Annotated in this window: 16 protein-coding genes and 1 other RNA gene; 4 read left to right on the top strand and 13 right to left on the bottom strand. The window is 71.2% G+C overall.

Annotated features, from left to right (window positions below; translation table 11 throughout):
• A complete protein-coding gene (locus ASG28_RS04700; RefSeq protein WP_043592664.1) occupies nucleotides 1-444 on the bottom strand; it encodes an RDD family protein in 444 nt (147 codons plus the stop codon).
• A gap of 138 nt (nucleotides 445-582) precedes the next feature.
• On the opposite strand from ASG28_RS04700, the gene glnA reads away from it, so the two are divergent.
• Nucleotides 583-2,007 carry a type I glutamate--ammonia ligase gene (gene glnA / locus ASG28_RS04695; RefSeq protein ID WP_055972570.1) on the top strand — a complete coding sequence of 475 codons (1,425 nt, stop codon included), beginning with the start codon at nucleotides 583-585 and terminating at the stop codon, nucleotides 2,005-2,007.
• A 189-nt stretch (nucleotides 2,008-2,196) separates the two neighbouring features.
• Here the strand turns inward: glnA and ASG28_RS04690 are convergent, their stop codons facing one another.
• The 5 genes from ASG28_RS04690 to ASG28_RS04670 all read right to left on the bottom strand — a co-directional run bounded on the left by ASG28_RS04690 (nucleotide 2,197) and on the right by ASG28_RS04670 (nucleotide 11,656).
• Entirely contained in the window at nucleotides 2,197-3,627 is a 1,431-nt protein-coding gene (locus ASG28_RS04690; RefSeq protein WP_055972568.1) for a UDP-glucose dehydrogenase family protein, read from the bottom strand.
• A gap of 55 nt (nucleotides 3,628-3,682) precedes the next feature.
• Nucleotides 3,683-5,266: a glycoside hydrolase family 26 protein gene (locus tag ASG28_RS04685; protein WP_235477560.1), complete on the bottom strand. Its 1,584-nt coding sequence runs from the start codon at nucleotides 5,264-5,266 to the stop codon at nucleotides 3,683-3,685.
• Nucleotides 5,259-6,815, bottom strand: a complete 1,557-nt coding sequence (locus ASG28_RS04680) for a glycosyltransferase family 2 protein (RefSeq protein ID WP_055976914.1) — start codon at nucleotides 6,813-6,815, stop codon at nucleotides 5,259-5,261. Before ASG28_RS04680 ends, ASG28_RS04685 begins: the two co-directional genes overlap by 8 nt.
• A 536-nt stretch (nucleotides 6,816-7,351) precedes the next feature.
• Nucleotides 7,352-10,297, bottom strand: coding sequence for a bifunctional [glutamine synthetase] adenylyltransferase/[glutamine synthetase]-adenylyl-L-tyrosine phosphorylase (locus tag ASG28_RS04675; RefSeq protein WP_055972561.1), 2,946 nt, complete (start codon nucleotides 10,295-10,297; stop codon nucleotides 7,352-7,354).
• Between the two features lie 21 nt (nucleotides 10,298-10,318).
• Nucleotides 10,319-11,656, bottom strand: a complete 1,338-nt coding sequence (locus ASG28_RS04670) for a glutamine synthetase family protein (RefSeq protein WP_043592660.1) — start codon at nucleotides 11,654-11,656, stop codon at nucleotides 10,319-10,321.
• 37 nt (nucleotides 11,657-11,693) lie between these two features.
• Here ASG28_RS04670 and ASG28_RS04665 point away from each other — a divergent pair, with 37 nt between their 5' ends.
• Entirely contained in the window at nucleotides 11,694-13,484 is a 1,791-nt protein-coding gene (locus ASG28_RS04665; RefSeq protein ID WP_055972559.1) for an NAD+ synthase, read from the top strand.
• Between the two features lie 47 nt (nucleotides 13,485-13,531).
• On the opposite strand, the gene ASG28_RS16355 is transcribed toward ASG28_RS04665, so the two are convergent.
• The gene (locus ASG28_RS16355) at nucleotides 13,532-13,702 is read right to left on the bottom strand and encodes an SPOR domain-containing protein (RefSeq protein ID WP_123570143.1); all 171 of its coding nucleotides are present in this window, start codon (nucleotides 13,700-13,702) and stop codon (nucleotides 13,532-13,534) included.
• Nucleotides 13,703-13,768: 66 nt separating this feature from the next.
• On the opposite strand from ASG28_RS16355, the gene map reads away from it, so the two are divergent.
• Entirely contained in the window at nucleotides 13,769-14,632 is an 864-nt protein-coding gene (gene map / locus ASG28_RS04660; RefSeq protein ID WP_055972556.1) for a type I methionyl aminopeptidase, read from the top strand.
• A gap of 13 nt (nucleotides 14,633-14,645) precedes the next feature.
• The gene (ppgK, locus tag ASG28_RS04655; protein ID WP_054146000.1) at nucleotides 14,646-15,407 is read left to right on the top strand and encodes a polyphosphate--glucose phosphotransferase; all 762 of its coding nucleotides are present in this window, start codon (nucleotides 14,646-14,648) and stop codon (nucleotides 15,405-15,407) included.
• Nucleotides 15,408-15,483: 76 nt separating this feature from the next.
• Here the strand turns inward: ppgK and rnpB are convergent.
• From rnpB to ASG28_RS04630, 6 genes are all read right to left on the bottom strand, one after another.
• Nucleotides 15,484-15,864: RNase P RNA component class A (gene rnpB, locus ASG28_RS14655), an RNA gene on the bottom strand.
• Nucleotides 15,865-15,935: 71 nt separating this feature from the next.
• Nucleotides 15,936-16,679 carry a zinc ribbon domain-containing protein gene (locus tag ASG28_RS04650; RefSeq protein WP_177174732.1) on the bottom strand — a complete coding sequence of 248 codons (744 nt, stop codon included), beginning with the start codon at nucleotides 16,677-16,679 and terminating at the stop codon, nucleotides 15,936-15,938.
• A 111-nt stretch (nucleotides 16,680-16,790) separates the two neighbouring features.
• Nucleotides 16,791-17,606 carry a Nif3-like dinuclear metal center hexameric protein gene (locus ASG28_RS04645; RefSeq protein ID WP_055972553.1) on the bottom strand — a complete coding sequence of 272 codons (816 nt, stop codon included), beginning with the start codon at nucleotides 17,604-17,606 and terminating at the stop codon, nucleotides 16,791-16,793.
• Nucleotides 17,607-17,615: 9 nt separating this feature from the next.
• Nucleotides 17,616-19,037 carry a hypothetical protein gene (locus tag ASG28_RS04640; RefSeq protein WP_055972549.1) on the bottom strand — a complete coding sequence of 474 codons (1,422 nt, stop codon included), beginning with the start codon at nucleotides 19,035-19,037 and terminating at the stop codon, nucleotides 17,616-17,618.
• A 115-nt stretch (nucleotides 19,038-19,152) separates the two neighbouring features.
• Complete coding sequence (locus tag ASG28_RS04635) at nucleotides 19,153-19,959, bottom strand: alpha/beta fold hydrolase (RefSeq protein ID WP_055972544.1); 807 nt, start codon at nucleotides 19,957-19,959, stop codon at nucleotides 19,153-19,155.
• Nucleotides 19,956-21,095 carry an FAD-dependent oxidoreductase gene (locus ASG28_RS04630; protein ID WP_055972540.1) on the bottom strand — a complete coding sequence of 380 codons (1,140 nt, stop codon included), beginning with the start codon at nucleotides 21,093-21,095 and terminating at the stop codon, nucleotides 19,956-19,958. The genes ASG28_RS04635 and ASG28_RS04630 overlap by 4 nt, the downstream gene beginning before the upstream one ends.
• Between the last annotated feature and the right edge of the window lie 119 nt (nucleotides 21,096-21,214).

Below are 21,214 nucleotides of genomic sequence, written 5' to 3'. Positions count from 1 at the left end.
TCAGACGCGGACGAGCAGCGTCCCGGCGACACGGTCGTGCAGGCCCCGCTGGTCGAGGTCCCACACGACGGCCGGGATGACGAGCACGAGCAGCACCGACCGCAGGACGGGCCGTCCGACGCCGATGCGGCCGCCGGCCATCGGCACGAGACGCATGCCCAGGGCGAGGTGCCCGAGCGAGCCGCCGAACAGCACGAGGAAGAGCATCTGCATGAGCAGGAACACCCCGGTGATGGCGAGGCCCTCGCCGCCGAAGAAGAGCGCGGCCACGGCGTAGGCGATCGCCCAGTCCACGGCGAGCCCCGCGACCCGCCGCCCGAGTCGGGCCACGGAGCGCGGCCCCTTCTCGGGCAGCCCGAGCCGCTCGCCCGGCCAGCGCTGGGCCCCGTCGTCGGGGCCGCCCACGGAGGCGGGACGAGAAGGAGGCGCGGTGCGATCGGGCATGCCCCGAGCCTACCGAGGGGCCGAGCCGTAACATGCCGGAAACATGAGGGACACCGCAGCGAAACGGCCCCTCCGTAGCCTCGTCGGAGGCTGCGTCCCGCATCCGATCCGTTCCAAGCCCATTGGAGAGACATCTAGATGTTCACTGATTCTTCCGAGGTGCTGAAGTTCATCAAGGACACCGACGTCAAGTTCCTTGACATCCGCTTCACCGATCTTCCCGGTGTCCAGCAGCACTTCAACATCCCCGCCTCCACGGTCGACGAGGAGTTCTTCTCCGTCGGACAGCTCTTCGACGGGTCCTCCATCCGGGGCTTCGCCTCCATCCACGAGTCGGACATGCAGCTCATCCCCGACGTCACGACCGGGTACGTCGACCCGTTCCGCGTCGAGCGCACGCTCGTCCTCGTCTTCGACATCTTCAACCCGCGCAACGGCGAGCTCTACAGCCGTGACCCGCGTCAGGTCGCCAAGAAGGCCGAGAAGTACCTCGCGTCGACCGGCATCGCCGACACCGCGTTCTTCGCCCCCGAGGCCGAGTTCTACATCTTCGACGACGTCCGCTACGAGGTGAAGCAGAACGCCAGCTTCTACAGCGTCGACTCCGAAGAGGGCGCCTGGAACACCGGCCGCGTCGAAGAGGGCGGCAACCTCGCCAACAAGACGGCCTACAAGGGTGGCTACTTCCCGGTCAGCCCGGTCGACAAGACGGCCGACCTGCGCGACGACATCAGCCTCAAGCTGATCGACTCGGGCCTCGAGCTCGAGCGCGCGCACCACGAGGTGGGCACCGGCGGCCAGCAGGAGATCAACTACAAGTTCGACACGATGGTCCACGCCGCGGACGACATCCTGAAGTTCAAGTACATCGTCAAGAACACGGCCGAGCAGTGGGGCAAGGTCGCGACCTTCATGCCCAAGCCGCTCTTCGGCGACAACGGCTCGGGCATGCACACGCACCAGTCGCTCTGGAACGACGGCAAGCCGCTGTTCTACGACGAGAACGGCTACGGCGGGCTCTCCGACCTCGCGCGCTGGTACATCGGCGGCCTGCTCAAGCACGCCCCCGCGGTGCTCGCCTTCACCAACCCGTCGATCAACTCGTACCACCGCCTGATCCCGGGCTTCGAGGCCCCCGTCAACCTGGTGTACTCGGCCGGCAACCGCTCGGCGGCCATCCGCATCCCGATCACGGGCACGAACCCGAAGGCCAAGCGCATCGAGTTCCGCGTCCCCGACGCCGCCTCGAACCCGTACCTGGCGTTCGCCGCGCAGCTGATGGCCGGCCTCGACGGCATCCAGAACCGGATCGAGCCGCACGAGCCGGTCGACAAGGACCTCTACGAGCTGCCCCCGGAGGAAGCGAAGGGCATCCCCCAGGTGCCCGCGTCGCTCGAGGGTGCGCTCGACGCACTCGAGGCCGACCACGAGTTCCTGACCAAGGGCAACGTCTTCACCGAGGACCTCATCGAGACCTGGATCGCGTACAAGCGCGAGAAGGAGATCCTGCCCATGGCGCAGCGTCCTCACCCCTTCGAGTTCGAGCTGTACTTCGGCGTCTGATCCGGTCGCACCACGAGAGGCCCGCATCCCCCAGGGGGTGCGGGCCTCTCGCATCGCCGACGCAGGGAGCCTCGGGGAGGCGACCCGCGCCTCCTCGGAGTCGTCGACGACCAGGAGGCGCGGGTGGCGGACGCAGTACGGGCCGCCTCCCGAAGGAAGCGGCCCGTCAGCCCGTGCCCGACGATCCGGTCAGGCGGGTACGGCGGTCGGCGTGAGCACGCGACGCTGGGCCAGGGTGCGACGGCCGCCCAGCGGACGGACCTCCCACCCGGCGGCCGACCAGACCTCGGCGTCGAGCACGTTGCGGGCGTCGATCACCACGGGGTTGGCGGCGAGCTCGGCGAGCCCGGCCGCGTCCGCCCCGACGAACTCGGGCCACTCGGTGAGCAGCAGCACGGCGTCGGCGTCCGTCACGGCCTCGGCGGCCGAGTCGGCGAACGACAACGTCGGGAAGCTGCGCTGGGCCGTCTGCGTGGCCTCGGGGTCGACCACGAGCACCTGGGCGCCGCGCAGGTGCAGGGCCGCCGCGACGTTCAGGGCCGGCGAGTCGCGGACGTCGTCGGTGTGCGGCTTGAACGCCGCCCCGAGCACGGCGATGCGCCGGTTGAGCACCGAGCCGCCGCAGGCGTCGATCGCCTGATCGATGACCCTCTGACGCTGGGCCATGTTGATCTCGTCGACCTGTTGCATGAGCCCGACGACGCGGTGGGCGGACAACTCGTTGGCCCGGAACATCAGGGCGCGGATGTCCTTCGGCAGGCACCCGCCGCCGAAGCCGAGGCCGGCGTTGAGGAACTTGCGTCCGATCCGGTCGTCGAAGCCAAGAGCGTCGGCGAGGGTCGACACGTTGGCGCCGGCCGCCTCGCACAACTCGCTGATCGCGTTGATGAACGAGATCTTCGTCGCCAGGAACGCGTTGGCGCTGACCTTGACCAGCTCGGCGGTCGGCAGGTCGCACGAGATGACCGGCGTGCCCGTGGCGATGGGCATCGCGTAGACCTCGCGCATCAGGGCCTCGGTGCGGACGTCGGTCCCGCCGAAGACGATGCGGTCGGGACGCAGGGTGTCCTCGACGGCGTGGCCCTCGCGGAGGAACTCGGGGTTCCAGACGAGGTCGGCCGAGACGCCGGCGGGGACGACGGCCGCCACGATCTCGCGCAGGTGCGCCGCCGTTCCGACCGGGACGGTCGACTTGCCGACGATCAGGCCGTCATGGCTCAGGGCGGCGGCGACGTTGCGGGTCGCCTCCTCGACGTACGAGAGGTTCGCGGCGTGGCTCCCCCGGCGCTGCGGCGTGCCGACGCAGATGAAGTGCACGTCCGACAGGGCGACGGCCTCGGCGAGGTCGGTCGTGAAGGTGAGCCGGCCCGAACCGACGTGCTTCAGGATCAGCTCGGGCAGGCCGGGCTCGAAGAACGGCACGCGCCCCTCGGCCAGGGCGGCGACCTTGGCGGGGTCGGTGTCGACCCCGATCACGTCGAAGCCCATCTCGGCCATGGCCGCGGCGTGCGTGGCGCCGAGGTAGCCGGTGCCGATGACGCTGATGCGGGGCTTCACGGAGGGGGTGTCGGCTGCCGTCTCGACGACGGCGGACTGGGGGCTGGTGGCGTCTTTCTTCATGATGCGCTCCTGGGGGTGAGGGAGAGGCGGGAGACGAGGACGGGAGTGGGTGTCGTCACGGCGACGGCTGGAGGTCGTAACCGACGTCGCGTCGGGTGATCCCCGCCGTGAAGGCGGCGAGGCTGTCGGACCGCGACGTGAGGCGCCAGTCGTTGGTCGACCGCACCTCGTCGACGACCGTGGTGGCCACGAGGTCGAAGTACGAGAAACCGATGATGTCCGCGTTCGCGGGATTGGCCAGCGCGTCGAACAGCGAGTTGAACCACTGCGCCTTCTCGCTCGTGGCCGTGGGATCCGACGAGCCACCCGTCTCGCTCGCGCCGATCTCGGCGAGCAGGATGTTCTTGCCCGGTGCGATGGCACGCAGCTGCTTCAGCGTGGCTCCGAAGGTGCTGTCGAACGTCGGCTGCGACTTGTCGTCGTACGGCGGCCGGTAGTAGCCCGACATGCCCACGATGTCGACGTAGTCGGCACCCGGGTAGAGGCTCGCGAGGAAGGCCTGAGTCGTGTGGTCGCTGCCGCCGGTCTTGCCGGTGGCGAGACGATCGATGCGCGTGGGCGCCCAGATCCAGGCGACCAGGTCGTTCGCCCCCTGCCGCTCGAACAGGTCGTGGACGTGCTGCCAGGCCTTCACGTAGTCCCCGGGCCCGTTGCCGTTCACGGCGCCCTTGCTGTTGCCGTAGTCGGTGCTCCAGGGGTACCAGGTGCCGTTCATCTCGTGGTCGAACCGCAGCGCCAGCGGCATGCCGTTCGCGACGATGTCGTCGGCGTAGGTCGTCAGGTACGAGTCGAAGCTGCCGTCGATGATCTTCGTCAGGCTGTAGTCGGGCTGTTCGGGCTCGTTGTTGCCGGCCTTGATCGGCTGCGACTCCCACGTCAGCACGGGCAGCTTGCCCCGCGACCAGGACGACCGGACGGCGTCGGCGCGGAACTCCTGGTCGAAGCCCTGGAAGTAGCCGACCATGTTCGCCTCGGAACCGACCGCCGCCTCCTGCGCGTCGTAGGTCGCCCAGTTGAAGGGCGCCTGGTCCGTGAAGAGCCCGAAGTAGCGCGACTCGGGATCGACGATCGAGCCGAGGGAGGGCGTCTCGACCGTGACGGGGCCCGTGGCTCCCCCACCGGTCGAACCGTTCGAGCCGGTGCCTCCCGACCCGGAGCCGCCGGACGCACCGTTCCCACGACCACCGGTCGCGGTCCCGGCGGCCCCCGAACCGGCACCGCCGCCGGCGTCCGCGGCGGACTGCGCCTGGGCCAGGGCCGACTCGGCGGAGGCGAGCTTCGCCTGCGCCGCGGTCAGCTGTCCTTCGGACGTCCAGGCCTGCTGCTGCACGTCGGCCAGGGCCGCCTTGCTCTCGGCGAGTTGCTTCTTGGCGGAGACCAGCTGGTCGAGCAGCGCGGACCGGTCGGCCTTGAGCGACGAGACGTTGATCGACGGGTCGACGCCCGTGACCTCGGTGACGGCGCTGCGGACGACGTTGTCGGACGGTGAGATCCAGATGAGCCACGAGATCATGGCGAGCAGCACCACCACGGCGGTGGCGCCGAGCGCGGTGCGGCGGGCGTTGCCGTGGGAGGTCGCCCACCAGGCTCCCGACTGCATGTGGACGGGGGTGACGAAGTCCTGCGTCGAGTCAGACAATGAAGAAGACCTCCAGGGCGATGATGGCGGCGCCGATCAGGTACGGGAATCCGGCTTTGGGGTTGAGGCGACGACGAGGAGGCGCGGTGGCGGTGGCCACGGCGGCCACCGGTGCCGGAGCGGTCGCCCCCTCGGCCTCGGCGGCCAGGGCCGCCTTGCGGCTCTTGACGAGGACCGCTCCTTGCTCGTCGGTCTCGTCGGTCGCCGAGCCGAAGTCGAAGAGCGTGTCGACCCCGGGGTCGACGCCGTCGCGGAACTGTCGTTCGAGGGCGTCGATGGGGGCCTCCTCGGCCACCTCGTCGAGCGCGCCCTGCATCTCGTCGTTCGCCGCGCCTCCTGCGTACGCCCCGGCCCGGGTGCCCCAGCCGCTGGCGTGACCCATGCGGAAGAACCCGATGACCCGGATGGGCATGAGGAAGAACGTCGACACGATGATGAACACGGGGAGGCGGAAGAAGTCCGAGGGCTTCTCGGCCAGGTGGCGCATCTGACGGATCGACATGCTGAGGACCGACGAGACCACCATGAGGACGACGATGCTGATGAGGCCCGTCTGCACGCCGTACTCCTGGAGGATGCCCCGGTACAGGTTCACGCCCTGGCCGGTGATCCCTCGGTAGATCCAGCCGCCGATGACGCCCATGAGCATGAAGGGCAGCACGATGTCCATCGCGAAGAAGAACGCGAGCAGCGGGGCGTGCCCGACCATCCACGGCATCATGCGGAGGGTGTTGTACTGGCTGCCGCGAGCCCACCGCAGCTGCTGCTTGTAGAGCTTCTTCACCTGCAGCGGGGCATCCGTGTAGACCAGGCTGGTGTGCTGGTAGACGGTGCGGTAGCCCTCCTTGAGCGTGAGGTTCGTCAGGGTGCGGTCGTCACTGACCTCGAGGAACACGCCCATGAACTTCTCCGTCATGAACTTGTCCATGACGCGCACGAGGATCTCGCGGCGGAAGGCGATCGTGCGGCCCGGCAGGCAGCCGATCTGCCCCAGCACGCTCTGCGCCGGCATCGAGTAGAGGGCGCGTGAGTTCTCGAGCCAGTCGGCCCAGCGGGTGATCCAGCTGCGCTCGGGCTCGAGGATGCGCTGGCGGGTGGTTACTCCCCCGACGTTCTCCTGGGCGAACGGGCGGAGCAGTTCGGAGAGGGTGCCCGGCGTCCAGACCGTGTCGGAGTCGACGAGGACGGTGATGTCGCCCCGGCTCAGCTCGGTGCCGATCATGACGGCGTTGCGCTTTCCGGGGATCGGCGTGTGCACCCAGCGCACGAGCGGCCCGAACTCCTCACAGACGGCCGCGAGCTCGGGGTTGGGCTTGCCGTTGATCACGACGATGATCTCGCCGGGACCCTGTTCGACCATGCGGCCGATGACGTCCCGGAAGAGGTCGAGCGGTTCGTCCACGACGGGGACGACGACGCTGGTGGTCCCGTGGAACTCGCCCGTGAAGGGGCGGTAGCGGCGGGAGAGCAGGACCTTGATGATCCAGAGCACCCAGATGAGGGCGCTGTAGGCGGCGAAGAGGTAGATCTCGGGGTATCCGCCCGCCATGGATCGGATCTGCAGGATGAAGGTCAACACGATGGCCACCTGAGGTGTGAGAAGGGATCGACTTCCGCAACGCTGGGGAATTGGTCTATCGGGTTAGGGGAATTCTCAGTCACTCACGGGCGGCTCACAAGCACCCCCCGACCGCGGGGGGCGGGATGGCCGGGTCGGGGTACGTCGAGTCCGGCAAGGTGCTGTCGACAGAAGTGCTGACACGCGCTCGACGCCGCAAGCGCCGAACCGTTCGGTTCGGCAGGGATGACGGCTGAGCACGAAGCCGTGATCACGGGTCGGCAGAAAACCCTGGTCACAGGCCCCGATTCACCGCATCACGATTGCGTTGCCCGATGGGCAACGTTTCCCGACGGGGCTCTCGACCTGGCCGCCCCCCACACGCGGGTCATCTGCCCGAAACGTGATGGACATGTGGCGAAGGGTACAAGCAGGTAAAATGGGGTACACGTAAAGAGGGCCACATCGACTCACGAGGATCGTGGGGTCTCGCGGCACCTCGGGCGTGTCGCACGGCCCGGGGACGATCAGCCGAGTGGTTCGGGTGCCTCGTCGATGCCGTAGAACTCGCGCTCGAACACGGCGCGCGAGCGGCGGGTGGCGGCGAGGTAGTCCTCTTCGAGGGTGGTGGCGGAGCCCGGGGGGTACTCCATCAAGCGTGCAACACCCTCGAGTTGGCGTCGGTCCCGCGGCAGCACGTCCTGCGTCCGGGAGGTCCAGAGGGTGACCGCCGACCGCGCCCTCGACGCCATGATCCAGGCGTCGTGCAGCCGCCGCGCGTCGTCGTCGGCGACCAGGCCCGCGTCCACGGCCGCGGCGAGGGCGTCGAGCGTCGACGGCGTCCGGAGGCCGGGCACGTCGACCCCGTGCTGGAGTTGGAGCAGTTGGACGAACCACTCGACGTCGCTGAGCGACCCGCGTCCGAGTTTCAGGTGGCGCGAGGGCTCGGCCCCCTTCGGCAGGCGCTCGGACTCGACCCGGGCCTTGATGCGCTTGACCTCGCGGACCTGCTGCTCGGTCAGCTCGGCGGGGTACCGGACCGAGTCGGCGACGACCATGAAGTCGTCGAGGAGGGCCTGGTCGCCGGCCACGGGTCGCGCGCGCAGCAACGACTGGGCCTCCCAGGTGAGCGACCAGCGCGCGTAGTAGGCACGGTACGAGGACAACGAGCGCACCACCGGCCCGTTCTTCCCCTCGGGACGCAGGCCGGTGTCGAGGTCGAACGGCACGAGGGCGTCCGAGGTGAGGCGGCTCATCTCGGCGGCCACGGTGAGGGCGCGACGGTGCGCCGTCTCGTCGCCCTCGGGAGCCCGGTAGACGTAGAGCACGTCGGCGTCCGAGCCGAACCCGAGCTCTTCTCCCCCGTACCGCCCCATGGCGATCACGGCGAACTCGAGATCGCCGGCGTCCCGGCGGGCCAGGGCCAACGCCCCGGTCACCGACGCCGTCGTCACCGCGGTCAGGCCCCGGGCGAGGGTGTCGATGTCGAGGATGCCCAGGATGCCGCCGACGGCGAGTCGCAGGATCTCGCGGCGCCGCGCCTGGCGCAGGACGGTGGCCGCCGCATCGGGCGAGCGATGTCGCGCGAGGGTGGCGGCCGTCTCGTCGAGGAGGCTCGAGAGGGGGCGGGCCCGGAGCTCGGCGTCGTTCTCGAGCCAGGCCGCGGCCTCGGGGATGCGCTCGAGGAGGTCGGCCGCGAAGGTCGACGACGACAGGACGGTCGTCAGCCGGTGGGCGGCCCCGGACGAGTCGCGCAGCATGCGGAGGAACCAGTACGACTCGCCCAGGCCGTCGCTCAGGCGCCGGAAGGCGAGCAGGCCGAGGTCGGGGTCGGTGCCGTCGGCGAACCACTGCAGCATCGCGGGCAGCAGGTGGCGTTGGATGCTCGCCCGACGCGAGACACCGGCCGTCAGGGCCGCGATGTGGCCGAGCGCGCCCTTCGGATCGGCGAAGCCGATGGCCGCGAGGCGTGCCGTCGCCTGGTCGGAACTGAGCGCGAGGTCCTCTTCGGGACGGGCCGCGACGGCCGAGAGGAGCGGACGGTAGAACAGGCGCACGTGCAACGTGCGGACCCGACGCTTGACCCCCTGCCACAGGTCGACGAGCTGTGCCGCACCCGGCGCGAGACCGGTGCCGCGGGCGAGGACCCTGAGCGCGTTCTCGTCGGTGGGCATGAGGTGCGTGCGCCGCAGTCGCGTCAGCTGGATGCGGTGCTCGAGCAACCGCAGCACGCGGTAGTCGCGGTCGAACTCGGCGGCCTCGGCACGTCCGACGTACCCCCGCGCGGCCAGGGCGCCGAGCGCGTCGAGCGTGGAGCGCTGGTGCACCCGTTCGTCGGCCTGCCCGTGCACCAGCTGCAGCAGCTGGATGGTGAACTCGATGTCGCGCAGCCCGCCGGGACCCAGCTTGAGCTGGCGGTCGACCTCGCCGACGGGGATCAGGGCCGTGACCCGTTCGCGCATGGCCTGGACCGACTCGACGAAGTTCTCGCGCGAGGCGGCCGACCAGACGAACGGGGCGACGGCGGCGACGTAGCGCTCGCCGAGGTCGACGTCGCCGGCCAGGGGCCGCGCCTTCAGCAGGGCCTGGAACTCCCACCCCTTCGCCCAGCGCTCGTAGTAGGCGACGTGCGACTCGAGCGTCCGGACCAGGGCGCCGTCCTTGCCCTCGGGGCGGAGGTTCGCGTCGACCTCCCAGAGGTCGGGTTCGACGGCGAGGTCGGAGATCGCCCGGGCGGCGTGCATGGCGAGACGGCTGCCGATCTCGACGGCCCGCCCGTTCTCGAGCCCGTCGACCCCCTCGGCGACGTAGACCACGTCGACGTCGCTGAGGTAGTTCAGTTCGCGGGCCCCGGCCTTGCCCATGCCGATGACGGCCAGACGGGTGCGCTCGACGTCGGCGGCGGGGAACGGGACCTCGCGTCGGGCGACGTCGACGGCGGCGTCGAGGGCGGCGCCCGCGAGGTCGGCGAGGGCGGCGGCCACCCGGGGCAGGACCTCGACGGGGTCGTCGGCCTCGAGGTCGTACGACGCCAGCTGCAGCAGGTGGCGTCGGTACCGGACCCGCAGCGCGACGCGGGCCTCGTCGCCGGTCAGCCCGTCGGCCGCCCGACGGACGTCGTCTCGGTACGTCGTGGCCGACGGTGGCTCGCCCAGGGGCTCGAGCAGGACGGTCGCCTCGGCGGGGCGACGCGAGACGAAGTCGGCGAGCCCCTCGGACGCACCGAGGACCCTCAGGAGGCGCGGGCCGGCCTCGCCGTCGAGCAACTCGACCACGCCGGCACGATCACGCTCGACCGACCGCTCGAGGTGCACCAGGGCCGCGTCCGGGTCGGCCACCGTGGCGAACCACGGCACGAGGTCGCGCACCTGGGGCACCTCGGCGACGAGGCGGTCGAGCCGGTCGCGTCCCGCACCGAGGTCGGAGAACCCGAGCCGCGCCAGCTCGGAGAGACCGGTCGCGGATCGGGGCATGAGGGCGGGGCGGCCGGTCGGCTAGAGGATCTCGAGGTTCGAGCGCAGCTCGAACGGCGTGACCTGTGCCCGGTACTCTTTCCACTCTTGTCGCTTGTTGAGCAGCACGTAGTTGAAGACCTGCTCGCCCAGCGTCTCGGCGACGAGTTCGCTGTTCTCCATGATCGACAGGGCGTGGTCGAGGCTGGCGGGCAGCTGACGGTAACCCAGGGCGCGACGCTCGGCGTCGCTCAGGCCCCAGACGTTGTCCTCTGCCTCGGCCGGCAGTTCGTAGCCCTCTTCGATGCCCTTGAGGCCCGCCGCCAGCATCAGCGAGAAGGCCAGGTACGGGTTCGCGGCGGAGTCGATGGCGCGGTACTCGACGCGGCTCGAGTTGCCCTTGTTCGGCTTGTAGAGCGGGACGCGCACGAGTGCCGAGCGGTTGTTGTGACCCCAGGTCACGAAGCTCGGTGCCTCGTCGCCGCCCCAGAGACGCTTGTAGCTGTTGACGAACTGGTTCGTCACGGCCGTGATCTCGGGGGCGTGCTTGAGCAGGCCGGCGATGAACTGACGACCGATGGTCGAGAGCTGGTACTCGGCGCCCGCTTCGTAGAAGGCGTTGGAGTCGCCCTCGAACAGCGACATGTGCGTGTGCATGCCGGAGCCGGGGTGCTGGCTGAACGGTTTGGGCATGAACGAGGCGAAGACGCCCTGCTCGATGGCGACCTCTTTGATGACCGTGCGGAAGGTCATGATGTTGTCGGCCGTCGTCAACGCGTCGGCGTAACGCAGGTCGATCTCGTTCTGACCGGGCCCCGCCTCGTGGTGGCTGAACTCGACCGAGATGCCCAGGTCTTCGAGCATGCGGACCGAGCGGCGACGGAAGTCGTGGGCGGTGCCGCCGGGGACGTTGTCGAAGTAGCCGGCCGAGTCGACCGGCTGGGGGCCGTCGGCGCCGAGCTGGGCGCTCTTCAGCAGGTAGAACTCGACCTCGGGGTGCGTGTAGAAGGTGAAGCCGCGCTCGCCGGCCCGGGCCAGGGTGCGCTTCAGCACGTTGCGCGGATCGGCGACGGCGGGCTGGCCGTCGGGGGTCGTGATGTCGCAGAACATGCGGGCGGTCGGATCGATCTCGCCCCGCCAGGGCAGGATCTGGAAGGTCGTCGGGTCGGGCTGCGCGAGCACGTCGGCCTCGTACGACCGAGTCAGGCCCTCGATGGCCGAGCCGTCGAAGCCGATGCCCTCGGCGAAGGCCCCCTCGACCTCGGCCGGGGCGATGGCGACGGACTTGAGGGTGCCGATCACGTCGGTGAACCAGAGGCGGATGAACTTGATGCCGCGCTCTTCGATCGTGCGGAGGACGAAGTCCCTCTGTTTGTCCATGCCACGGCCTTTCTGCTCCGCCACTACGGTAGTGGACATGCCCCGACTCCGCTTGGCGCTCGCGCAGACCAACCCCGTCGTCGGCGACCTCGCCGGCAACTCCGCCCAGATCGTCGAGGCGGCCCGTCGGGCCCGTGCCGCCGGTGCCGACCTGCTCGCCGCGGGCGAGATGAGCGTCACGGGCTATCCGATCGAAGACCTCGCCAGCCGGCCGAGTTTCTTGCAGGCCAGCCGGCACGCCGTCGAGGTCCTGGCCGAGACCCTGCAAGCCGAAGGCCTGGGTGACCTGCCGGTCGTGGTCGGCCATGCCGACGGCCCCTTCGAGCCCCGCCTGCTGGGCACGAGCAACGCCCCCACGGCCATCGCGAAGAACTGCGCGAGCGTCCTGCAGGGCGGGCGTGTCGTGACGACCACCGCCAAGTACCACCTGCCGAACTACTCGGTCTTCGACGAGTACCGCGTGTTCATCCCCGGTGACGAGCTGCTCGTCGTCCGCGTGGCCGGCGTCGACGTCGCCCTCGTGATCTGTGAGGACCTCTGGCGCGACGGCGGCCCGGTCGAGCGCGTCCTGCACGCCGACGCGGGTCTGCTCCTCGTGATCAACGCGAGCCCGTTCGTCCGCGACAAGGACGAGGTGCGCCTCCCGCTCGTCACGCGCCGGGCCGTCGAGAACGACACCCTGGTGGCCTACGTCAACATCGTCGGCGGTCAGGACGACCTGGTCTTCGACGGCGACAGCGTGGTGGTCGACGGCGACGGGACGATCCTGGCCCGGGCCCCGCAGTTCGACGAGCACCTGCTGGTCGTCGACCTCGACCCCGAGCCGGCCACGGACACCGAGCTGCCCGAGGGCATCCGCCGCGTCGAGCTCGAGGCGGCGACCGAGGCGACCGAGGCGACAGGCGGCGGTGCCGGGGGCTCCGGGTCCGACGCGGACCGCGCCTCCTCGTCCACGATCGAACGCGACGTCGCCGAGCTGCCCGACGATCGGCAGCAGCTCTGGAACGCCCTGGTGCTCGGCACCCGCGACTACGTGCGGAAGAACGGGTTCCGCAGCGTGATCCTCGGCCTCTCGGGTGGCATCGACTCGGCCGTGTGCGCGGCGATCGCCGCCGACGCCATCGGGGCCGACGCCGTGTACGGCGTGTCGATGCCGAGCCGGTGGTCGAGTGATCACAGCCGCAGCGACGCCGACGACGTCGCCGAGCGGATCGGCGTGCGGTACTCGACCGAGCCGATCGCCGACCTCGTCGCGCCGTTCGAGGACCAGTTGCACCTCACGGGCCTCGCCGCCGAGAACGTGCAGGCCCGCGCCCGGGCGCTCGTGCTGATGGGCTTGTCGAACCTGCACGGCCACCTCGTGCTGACCACCGGCAACAAGACCGAGCTGGCCGTGGGCTACTCGACGATCTACGGCGACTCGGTCGGCGGCTTCGCACCGATCAAGGACGTCCCCAAGACGATGGTCTGGGAGCTCGCCCGGTGGCGCAACGCCTACGCCGAGTCGATCGACGAGACCGCGCCGATCCCCGAGAACTCGATCACGAAGCCGCCGTCGGCCGAGCTGCGGCCGGACCAGAAGGACGAGGACTCGCTGCCGCCGTACGAGGTGCTCGACGGCATCCTCGAGGGCTACATCACGAACGCGCTCGGCGCGGCCGACGTCGTCGCGCTCGGCTACGACGCCGACACGGTGGCCGAGATCACGAAGCTGGTCGACCGGTCCGAGTGGAAGCGCCGCCAGGGGGCGATCGGCCCCAAGATCTCGGGCATGGCCTTCGGCCGCGACCGCCGCCTTCCGATCACCTACCGACCGACGACGGTCTGACGCCCGAGCGCCCCGTCGGCGATCCGCCGACGGGGCGCTCGATCCGGTCAGTCGTTCGCGGCCTCTTCGGCGTCGAGGGCGGCGTTGCGGGCCTTGATGGTCTCGATCGCCCGGGCCGCCTCGTCGCGCGTGGCGTAGGGCCCCGCCCGGTCGACGGCCGGCGAGACCTTGCCCTCTTCGACCTCGTGCGTCTTCGTGTTGAACCAGAACTCGGCCATGGTGTCGTCCTCTCGGTGCGGCTGTGGAGAACGCGAGCCCGTCGCGCTCCCCCTAAGCTTGATCGTATGCCCCGGGACTCCCACGGATTCTTGACCCCGGGCCGGATCTCAGCGCAGCGTCCGGTCCCCCCGTCGATCACCCGACCCGAGTACGTCGGCAAGGCCGCCCCCGCCGAGTACACCGACGGCGACGTGTACGACGCCGAGACCGTCGAACTCATCCGCGAGAGCGGTCGCATCGCCTCGCAGGCCATCGACGCGGTCGAGGCCGCCCTCCGCCCCGGCGTGACCACCGACGAACTCGACCGCGTCGCCCACGAGTTCGTCGTCGCGCACGACGCCTACCCCTCGACCCTGGGGTACCGCGGCTACCCCAAGTCGGTCTGCACCTCGGTGAACGAGGTCATCTGCCACGGCATCCCCGACGACACCGTCCTCGTCGACGGCGACCTGATCAACATCGACATCACCGCCTTCAAGAACGGCGTGCACGGCGACCTCAACCGCACCTTCGTCGTCGGCGAGGCCGCCCCCGAGACCGTCGAGCTCGTCGACCGCACGCGCGAGGCGCTGCGCCGCGGCATCAAGGCCGTCGCCCCGGGCCGCCAGGTCAACGTGATCGGTCGGGCCATCGAGTCGTACGCCAAGCGCTTCGGCCTCGGCGTCGTCCGCGACTACACCGGGCACGGCGTCGGACGCGCCTTCCACTCGGGCCTGATCATCCCCCACTACGACGCCCCGCAGTACGACGACGTCATCGAGGTCGGCATGGTGTTCACCATCGAGCCCATGTTGACCCTCGGCGGCATCGACGCCGACGTCTGGGACGACGACTGGACCGTCACCACCCGCGACAAGAGCCTCACGGCCCAGTTCGAGCACACCCTGGTCGTCACCGAACGCGGTGCCGACATCCTCACGCTCTCCTGAGAAAGGACCACCCATGGCACGCACCGCAGTGGGAATCGACATCGGCGGCACAGGCATCAAGGGGGCGATCGTCGACCTCGACAGCGGCGAACTCCTCTCGGACCGCATCAAGAAGAGCACCCCCGAGGGCGGCGAGCCGGACGCCATCGTCGCGGTCGTCCAGCAGATCGTCGACGAACTCGGCCTCGACGACGCCTCGGTGCCGGTCGGCGTCTGCTTCCCGGCCGCCATCATGGACGGCAAGACCCTCTCGGCCGCCAACGTGTCGAAGAAGTGGATCGGCTTCGAGGCCGAGAAGCTCTTCGAGACCACGCTCGGCCGGGGCATCCACTTCGTCAACGACGCCGACGCCGCCGGCTACGCCGAGACGCGCTTCGGGGCCGCGAAGGACGTGAAGGGCCTCGTCATCATGACGACGCTCGGCACGGGCATCGGCACCGCCCTGATCAACGACGGCGTGCTCATCGTCAACGCCGAGCTCGGGCACCTCGAGATCGGTGGCAAGGACTACGAGACCAAGGCCTCGTTCGCGGCGAAAGAGCGCGACGACCTCAGCTGGAAGCACTGGGCCAAGCGCCTGCAGAAGTACTACTCGCACCTCGAGGCGCTGCTCTACCCGCGCCTGATCATCGTCGGCGGCGGCGTCTCGAAGCACCACGACGAGTTCCTGCCGCTGCTCGACCTGCGGGCCGAGATCGTCCCCGCGAAGCTCCGCAACAACGCCGGCATCATGGGTGCCGCCGCCCTGGCCGCCGAATCGAACCCGGCGTTCTGAGGCGAGGCACGACCGACGCGAGAAGACCCCGGGTCAGGAGGCGCGCCTCCTCACCCGGGGTCTGTCTCGTATGAGGCGAATGGGCCGACTGGTACGCCGGGTTCTGTCCCGGTGCCGAAGCACCATGGACGGCCATCTCTCTCGGAACTACGTTGCCGCAGCTCTCCAGCGGTCTACCCGGGGACTCGGCGAGCAGCCTCGACGTCCCCTCTTTGACCTTGCTCCGGGCGAGGTTTACATAGCCGGCCGGTCACCCGAGCCGCTGGTGGTCTCTTACACCGCCGTTTCACCCTTACCCCGTGTCGCACCCGAAGGTGCGACCCGTGGCGGTCTGCTCTCTGTTGCACTTTCTCGCGGGTTGCCCCGGGTGGGTGTTACCCACCGCCCTGCTCTGTGGAGCCCGGACGTTCCTCGGCGGCGGATCTGCACCCGCCGACGCGACCGTCTTGTCGACCCATTCGCGACACCGAGCCTAGCGGTGCGGCGCCCGCCCGTGGTGCCGTGGGGCGAGCAGGGCACCGGCAGGGGTCAGATGCCCGACTCGTAGGTGCGGACGAGGACGGCGTTGCTGTCGGGGCAGAGCACGACGTCGTCCTCGGCCGCGGCACGCACGGCCGCCAGGTCGCTGCCCGTCAGGGCCACGCCACTGGCGCTCGACACGCCGCCGCGCAGCAGGGACGCACCCACGCCGTAGCGGTCGCGCTGACGTTCGTAGAGGGCCAGCAGGTCGGCGGGCACCGTCGCCGCGATCGTCTCGCGGTTGGCGACGACCTCGGCCCGATCGGCCTCGAGCTCGGCGAGCTTGGCGTCGCGCCCGGTCTCGGCGTCGACGCGGCGGGTGTCGAGCTGGTCGAGCTCGCCCTGCGTCACCGCGGCGACGGCGCCCAGGCTCTCGACGCGCTCCATCACCTCGAGCTCGAGGTCTTCCAGGTCGGAGCGACGCTTGGCGAGGGCGGCGAGCTCACCCTCGAGGGCGGCGACGTCCTTCGTGGACGACGACGACGCGATGCGCTGCTCGTCACGGGCGACGCGCGCCTCGACGACGGCGACGTCGGACTCGATGCGCTTGAGCTCGCTCTGCGCGTCCTCCCAGGCGCCCTGCTCGGTCGCGAGCCGGCTGCGCAGGCGCGAGCCGTCGCCCTCGAGCGACGCGAGGACGGCGATCTCGGGCAGGTTGGCGCCCTTGTGCGCGATCTGGCGCAGTGCAGTGTCGAGTTGCTGCAGGTCGAGCAGCAGGGCCTGGTGCTCGTAGCTGGCTTTCATCAGGGGCATGGGGACTCTTCTCGGGGTCGGGGGGAGGCGGGGACGGGGCGACGAGGAGGCGCGGGTCGCGAGGTCTCGCGGTTCGCCACGTGCCGTCGTCGCCGGGACGGCTCGGGGTGCTCACTGCACGACGGCGAAGTCCCACGGGTCGGTGCGCAGGTCGCTGAGGGTGACCTCGACGTCGTGCAGCTCGCGGCGGAGCTGTTCGGCCGCCGTGTCGAGCCAGAGCCACTCGGCGGCCCAGTGCGACACGTCGACGAGGGCGGGGCCGCGGCCGAGCCTCGTGAGCTCGCGGGCGTCGGAGGCGGGGTGGTGGCGCAGGTCGCTCGTCACGTACACGTCGGCGGCGAGCACCGCCGGGTCGGCCAGCAGCGAGTCGCCGGCACCGGCGCAGAGGGCGACCGTCTCGACGACGCGATCGGCGTCACCGGCCACGCGCACGCCGGACGCGGTCGGAGGCAGGACGTCGCCGAGCTGGCGGGCGAGGGCCACGAGGGTCATCGCGTGCGGCAGACGGCCGACGATGCCGAGGCCCGTGCCCTCGGTCGTGCCCGGGGTGATCGGGCGCTGCTCGACGAGGCCGAGCTGGTGGGCGAGCACGCGCGACGTGCCGGTCTCGACGACGTCGGCGTTGGTGTGGGCGGCGACGAGGCCGCACCCGGCCCGGACGAGCCGCGCGACGACGGCGCCCTTGGTGGTGTCTTCGGCGACCGTCGAGACGCCGTGGAACAACAGGGGGTGGTGGACGAGCAGCAGGTCGGCCCCCATGCCGACGGCCTCGTCGACGGTGTCGAGCACGGCGTCGACCGCGAGGTGCACGTGGGTCACGGGCTGGTCGGGGTCACCGACGACCAGGCCGGGAGAATCCCACGACGAGGCGCCCGCGAGAGGCCAGAGACGTTCGATGACGGAATTGACCGAGGCGAGGGTGGACACCTCGACAGCCTAGTCGCGAGCCGTCGAGCGGAACCCCGTGATCATCACCGCGACGATGAACGCCACGACCGCGGCGCCGAGCAGGGCGACGACGACCGAGACCGACGTCGAGAGGCCGGTCAGGCCCACGGCCCGGACGAGGAAGCCCTGCCAGGCGAACGACCCCAGGTCGCTCAGCAGCAGCCCGAAGCCCAGGACGGTGCCGACGACGACACCGGCCACGACGCCGATCGGACCGCGGCGGGCGACGCGCGTCGCGTCGTCGGGGCGGGTCGAGACCGACGCGAGCGCGGTCAGGCCGACGAGGCCGGTCGCGACGGGGACGGCGACGGTCGCGAGGACGGCCGAGGCGACGGCGAGGGCCGGCACGAAGGCCAGCACGACGGCCGCGACGACGACCAGGGCGGCCGTGGCGGCGACCACGAGCGCGAGGGGACGGCGCAGGAGGGACGGGACGGGGGCGGAGGCGACCGCCTGGGTGGCGGGGGCCGACGTGGTCGGCGCGACCAGCGCCTCCTGGTCGGCTGCGGCCTGCTCGTCGACCGGTGCCTGCTCGTCGACCGGTGCCTGCTCGTCGACTGCCGCCTGCTGGTCGCCGGGCTCGGCCGTCTCGCCCGCGTCGTCCGCGTCGCGGACGAGGGGCCGGGGGCTGGTCGACGGGACGACGACGGGGGACGAGGTCGGGGCGGAGGCCGTGGGGCGGTCGCCGTCCGAGCCGGGGGCGAGCGGGGCGTCCGGCGCGTGGCCGGCCTCGACGACGGGACGGGCCTCGCGGATCGCCCCGGGGGTCACGACGGGGACGACACCGGTGAAGCGGAGGCGCGTGGCCTCGAGTGCGCGGGCCGCCTCGTCCGTGCCCACGCGGGTGATCTCGTCCTCCCACGAGGCGAAGCGCGCGGCCTCGACCTGGCGGAGGGCGAGCTGGGCCTGGACGACGGCCATCAGGTCGATCGTCGCGGTGTCCTCGAGGCGCTTCTCGACCAGACGGGCGAGCACCTCGTCGTCGAGCGTCAGCCGCTCGGGCGGCTGGGGCAGGTCGTCGGGCACCGACACGGCGAGCACCGGCAGCGTGATCGCCGAGGTGTCGACCGAGTGGCGGGCCACGCTCGCCGGGCGGGCCTCGAAGGCCTCGGTGGGGACGACGTCGTCCAGGACGACGTCGGCGCGGTGCGAGGGGATCGAGACGGGGCGGGGTGCGTGGGTCGTCGCGGGCTCGGGGGTGACGTCGGCCTGGTCGACGGGGGCCTGGGGCACCACGGGGGCGAGGGTCTGGTTCACGGGGTGGTGCTCCTGCTGGTCCGGGCGAGCGGAGGGCTCGGGGACGGTGTCGTCGAGGGGTGCGACGAACGTCACACGGCGCCGGTGGAACGTGACGTCGTCGTCGAGGGGTGCGATGCCCCCGACGCTCGCGGTCTGCACGTTGTCGGCCATGCTCGGATGGTAGGTGACGAACGGTCTCACGCCGGGCGGACTCGCCGGTCCGACCGGCACATTCCCCGTTGCGAGCCGACCGGCCGATCGCTCGGCGTCCGCGGCGATCGGAGCGTCAGGAGGCACGGGTCAAGTGGGCGAGCACCTCGCGCGCCACCCCGCGCGACCCCAGGCCGAGGTGACCCGACCGGGGGTGCACGGCGAGCGTCGCGTCCGGCAGGCCGGCCACGGTGCGTGCCACGAGGTCGAGCGGGTAGAAGCCGTCGGCGCCCCCGGCCACGACGAGCGTCGGCGCGGTGACCTCGCCGAGGCGGTCGCCCACGTCGAACGAGTCCTCGGCGTCGAGCGTCACGACCAGGTCGTCGTGCCGGTCGCCGACGACGACGTGGTGCGCCACGCGCCCGAGGCGCCGCAGGGCGTTCGAGGCGGGGACGCCGGTGGTCGTCTGACCGAGCATGGCGGCCGAGGCGCCTCGCGCGTCGCCGGCCCGGAGGCGCTCGGCCGTGCGCCGCTGGGCCTCGCGCCCGCCGTCGCCCAGCCGGTGGGCGGCCGACACGAGGACCAGTCGCCGCACCAGCTCGGGGTGGTCGACGGCCAGCTGCAAGGCGATGCTGCCGCCCGTCGAGGTGCCGACCACGTCGATGGGCCCGTCACCTATCTCGGCCGCGGCCCGGGCCACGTCGTCGGCGAGGTCGCTCATCGTGGTGCCCTCGGGCAGCCCACGGCGACGGCCCAGCGTCCACAGGTCGACCTCGCGGACGAGCGGCGCCGTCTCGAGCCGCAGCAGGGTGCGGTCCCAGGTCGAGGGGTGGTGGCGACCCGGACCGACCCCGGGCAGCAGGATCGTGGGCGCGCCGCTCCCCCGGCGCACGAAGGGCTGGCCCGCCACGGTGCCGCGGGTCGTCGAGGCCGGGCGGGTCACGATCGACCCAGTCGGCGGAACCGCGCGGGGGCCTCGCCGCCCTCGACGAGGTCGACGAGGATCGACCCCACGAGCGGCGTGAACTTGAAGCCGTGTCCGGAGAAGCCCGCCCCCACCACGACGGGACCGACCCGGTCGAGCACGAAGTCCTCGTCGTCGGTCGTCGTGTACGTGCAGCTGATCGGGTCCGCCGTCTCGGCGTCGACGCCGGGCAGCCACTCCCGTGCGTAGCGCCGCAGCTGCTCCAATTGCTCGGGTTCGGGCTCGAAGGACCGGCGGTCGGGGTGCACGACGGGGCCGGCCCCGTGCCAGCCCGCCTTGACGCCCTCGCCCGGCGTGAGCATGCCGTAGACGACGCTCGGCCACCACGACTCGGCGGGACGGTCGGGATCGGGACGATGGTTGAAGCTCGGCCACACGGCCTCGGGGTCGGTCACGGCGAAGTGCGCGGGTTGCTCCTGCGTCACGGTGAGCCGAGGGAGACGGACGAGGCCGCCGACGACGTCCTCGGTCCAGGCACCCGCCGTCACCACCACGCGCCGGGCGACGATCTCGTCGTCGGCCGTGACGACCCGGACGTGCTCGGGCCCTTCGACGTGCAGGCCCGTGACCGGCGTCGACCAGCGCAGTCGCGCCCCGTGGGCCGTCGCCGCCCGGGCGAGGGCCGCCAGGGCGTCGGCGGCCCGGATGCGTCCGCTGCCGGGCACGTGCAGCACCTCGGTCTCGAAGCGGATGCCCCTCCACCGCTCCCCCGCGTCCTCGGCGGCGACGAGTTCGCTGGGGACGCCCGCATCGACGTGCAGAGCCCGCATGCGCCGGAGCATCGCCGGGCGACCGTGGTTGACGACCCCGACGAGGTCGAGGAGCGGGGTGCCGGTCTCGTCGGCCAGCGCGTCCCACCGCACCCGCGCCTCCTGCACGAGGGCGACGTAGTCGGCGTCGTCGTAGGCGACGTTGAGGTTGCGGGTCGCGCCGTGCGAGGCCCCCCGGTGGTGCCCCTGCTCGAACCGCTCGACGAGCACGACCTCGTGCCCCCGCGACGCAGCCTGCCAGGCCGTCGCGAGGCCCATGGCGCCTCCGCCGACGACGACCAGGTCGACGTCGGTGCGGGACGGACTCGGGTGACCGGACGACATCCCCCGAGCATAGGAGGCACGGTGCGGCCCGGCCCCGCCGGCTCGCGCCCCCGAGGCACGCCCGTCTCCTGCCCCGCCGACGGGGGCTGCTGTCGACGCGCCGGGTGCCGGTAGCATCC

Origin of the sequence: Frigoribacterium sp. Leaf415 (assembly GCF_001424645.1) — a bacterium.
Taxonomy (GTDB): Bacteria; Actinomycetota; Actinomycetes; order Actinomycetales; family Microbacteriaceae; genus Frigoribacterium.
The sequence above is the reverse complement of the archived record's forward strand: the minus strand, read 5'-3'. Positions and strand labels throughout refer to the sequence as shown.

Bases quoted from the DNA above. Each gene is read 5' to 3' on its own strand.
- ASG28_RS16355 (WP_123570143.1), bottom strand. From the start codon at position 13,702: ATGGCCGAGTTCTGGTTCAACACGAAGACGCACGAGGTCGAAGAGGGC.
- ASG28_RS04690 (WP_055972568.1), bottom strand. From the start codon at position 3,627: ATGAAGAAAGACGCCACCAGCCCCCAGTCCGCCGTCGTCGAGACGGCA.
- ASG28_RS04650 (WP_177174732.1), bottom strand. From the start codon at position 16,679: ATGCCCCTGATGAAAGCCAGCTACGAGCACCAGGCCCTGCTGCTCGAC.
- ppgK (WP_054146000.1), top strand. From the start codon at position 14,646: ATGGCACGCACCGCAGTGGGAATCGACATCGGCGGCACAGGCATCAAG.
- ASG28_RS04665 (WP_055972559.1), top strand. From the start codon at position 11,694: ATGCCCCGACTCCGCTTGGCGCTCGCGCAGACCAACCCCGTCGTCGGC.
- ASG28_RS04670 (WP_043592660.1), bottom strand. From the start codon at position 11,656: ATGGACAAACAGAGGGACTTCGTCCTCCGCACGATCGAAGAGCGCGGC.
- ASG28_RS04640 (WP_055972549.1), bottom strand. From the start codon at position 19,037: ATGGCCGACAACGTGCAGACCGCGAGCGTCGGGGGCATCGCACCCCTC.
- ASG28_RS04675 (WP_055972561.1), bottom strand. From the start codon at position 10,297: ATGCCCCGATCCGCGACCGGTCTCTCCGAGCTGGCGCGGCTCGGGTTC.
- ASG28_RS04700 (WP_043592664.1), bottom strand. From the start codon at position 444: ATGCCCGATCGCACCGCGCCTCCTTCTCGTCCCGCCTCCGTGGGCGGC.
- ASG28_RS04680 (WP_055976914.1), bottom strand. From the start codon at position 6,815: ATGGCGGGCGGATACCCCGAGATCTACCTCTTCGCCGCCTACAGCGCC.
- glnA (WP_055972570.1), top strand. From the start codon at position 583: ATGTTCACTGATTCTTCCGAGGTGCTGAAGTTCATCAAGGACACCGAC.
- ASG28_RS04630 (WP_055972540.1), bottom strand. From the start codon at position 21,095: ATGTCGTCCGGTCACCCGAGTCCGTCCCGCACCGACGTCGACCTGGTC.
- map (WP_055972556.1), top strand. From the start codon at position 13,769: ATGCCCCGGGACTCCCACGGATTCTTGACCCCGGGCCGGATCTCAGCG.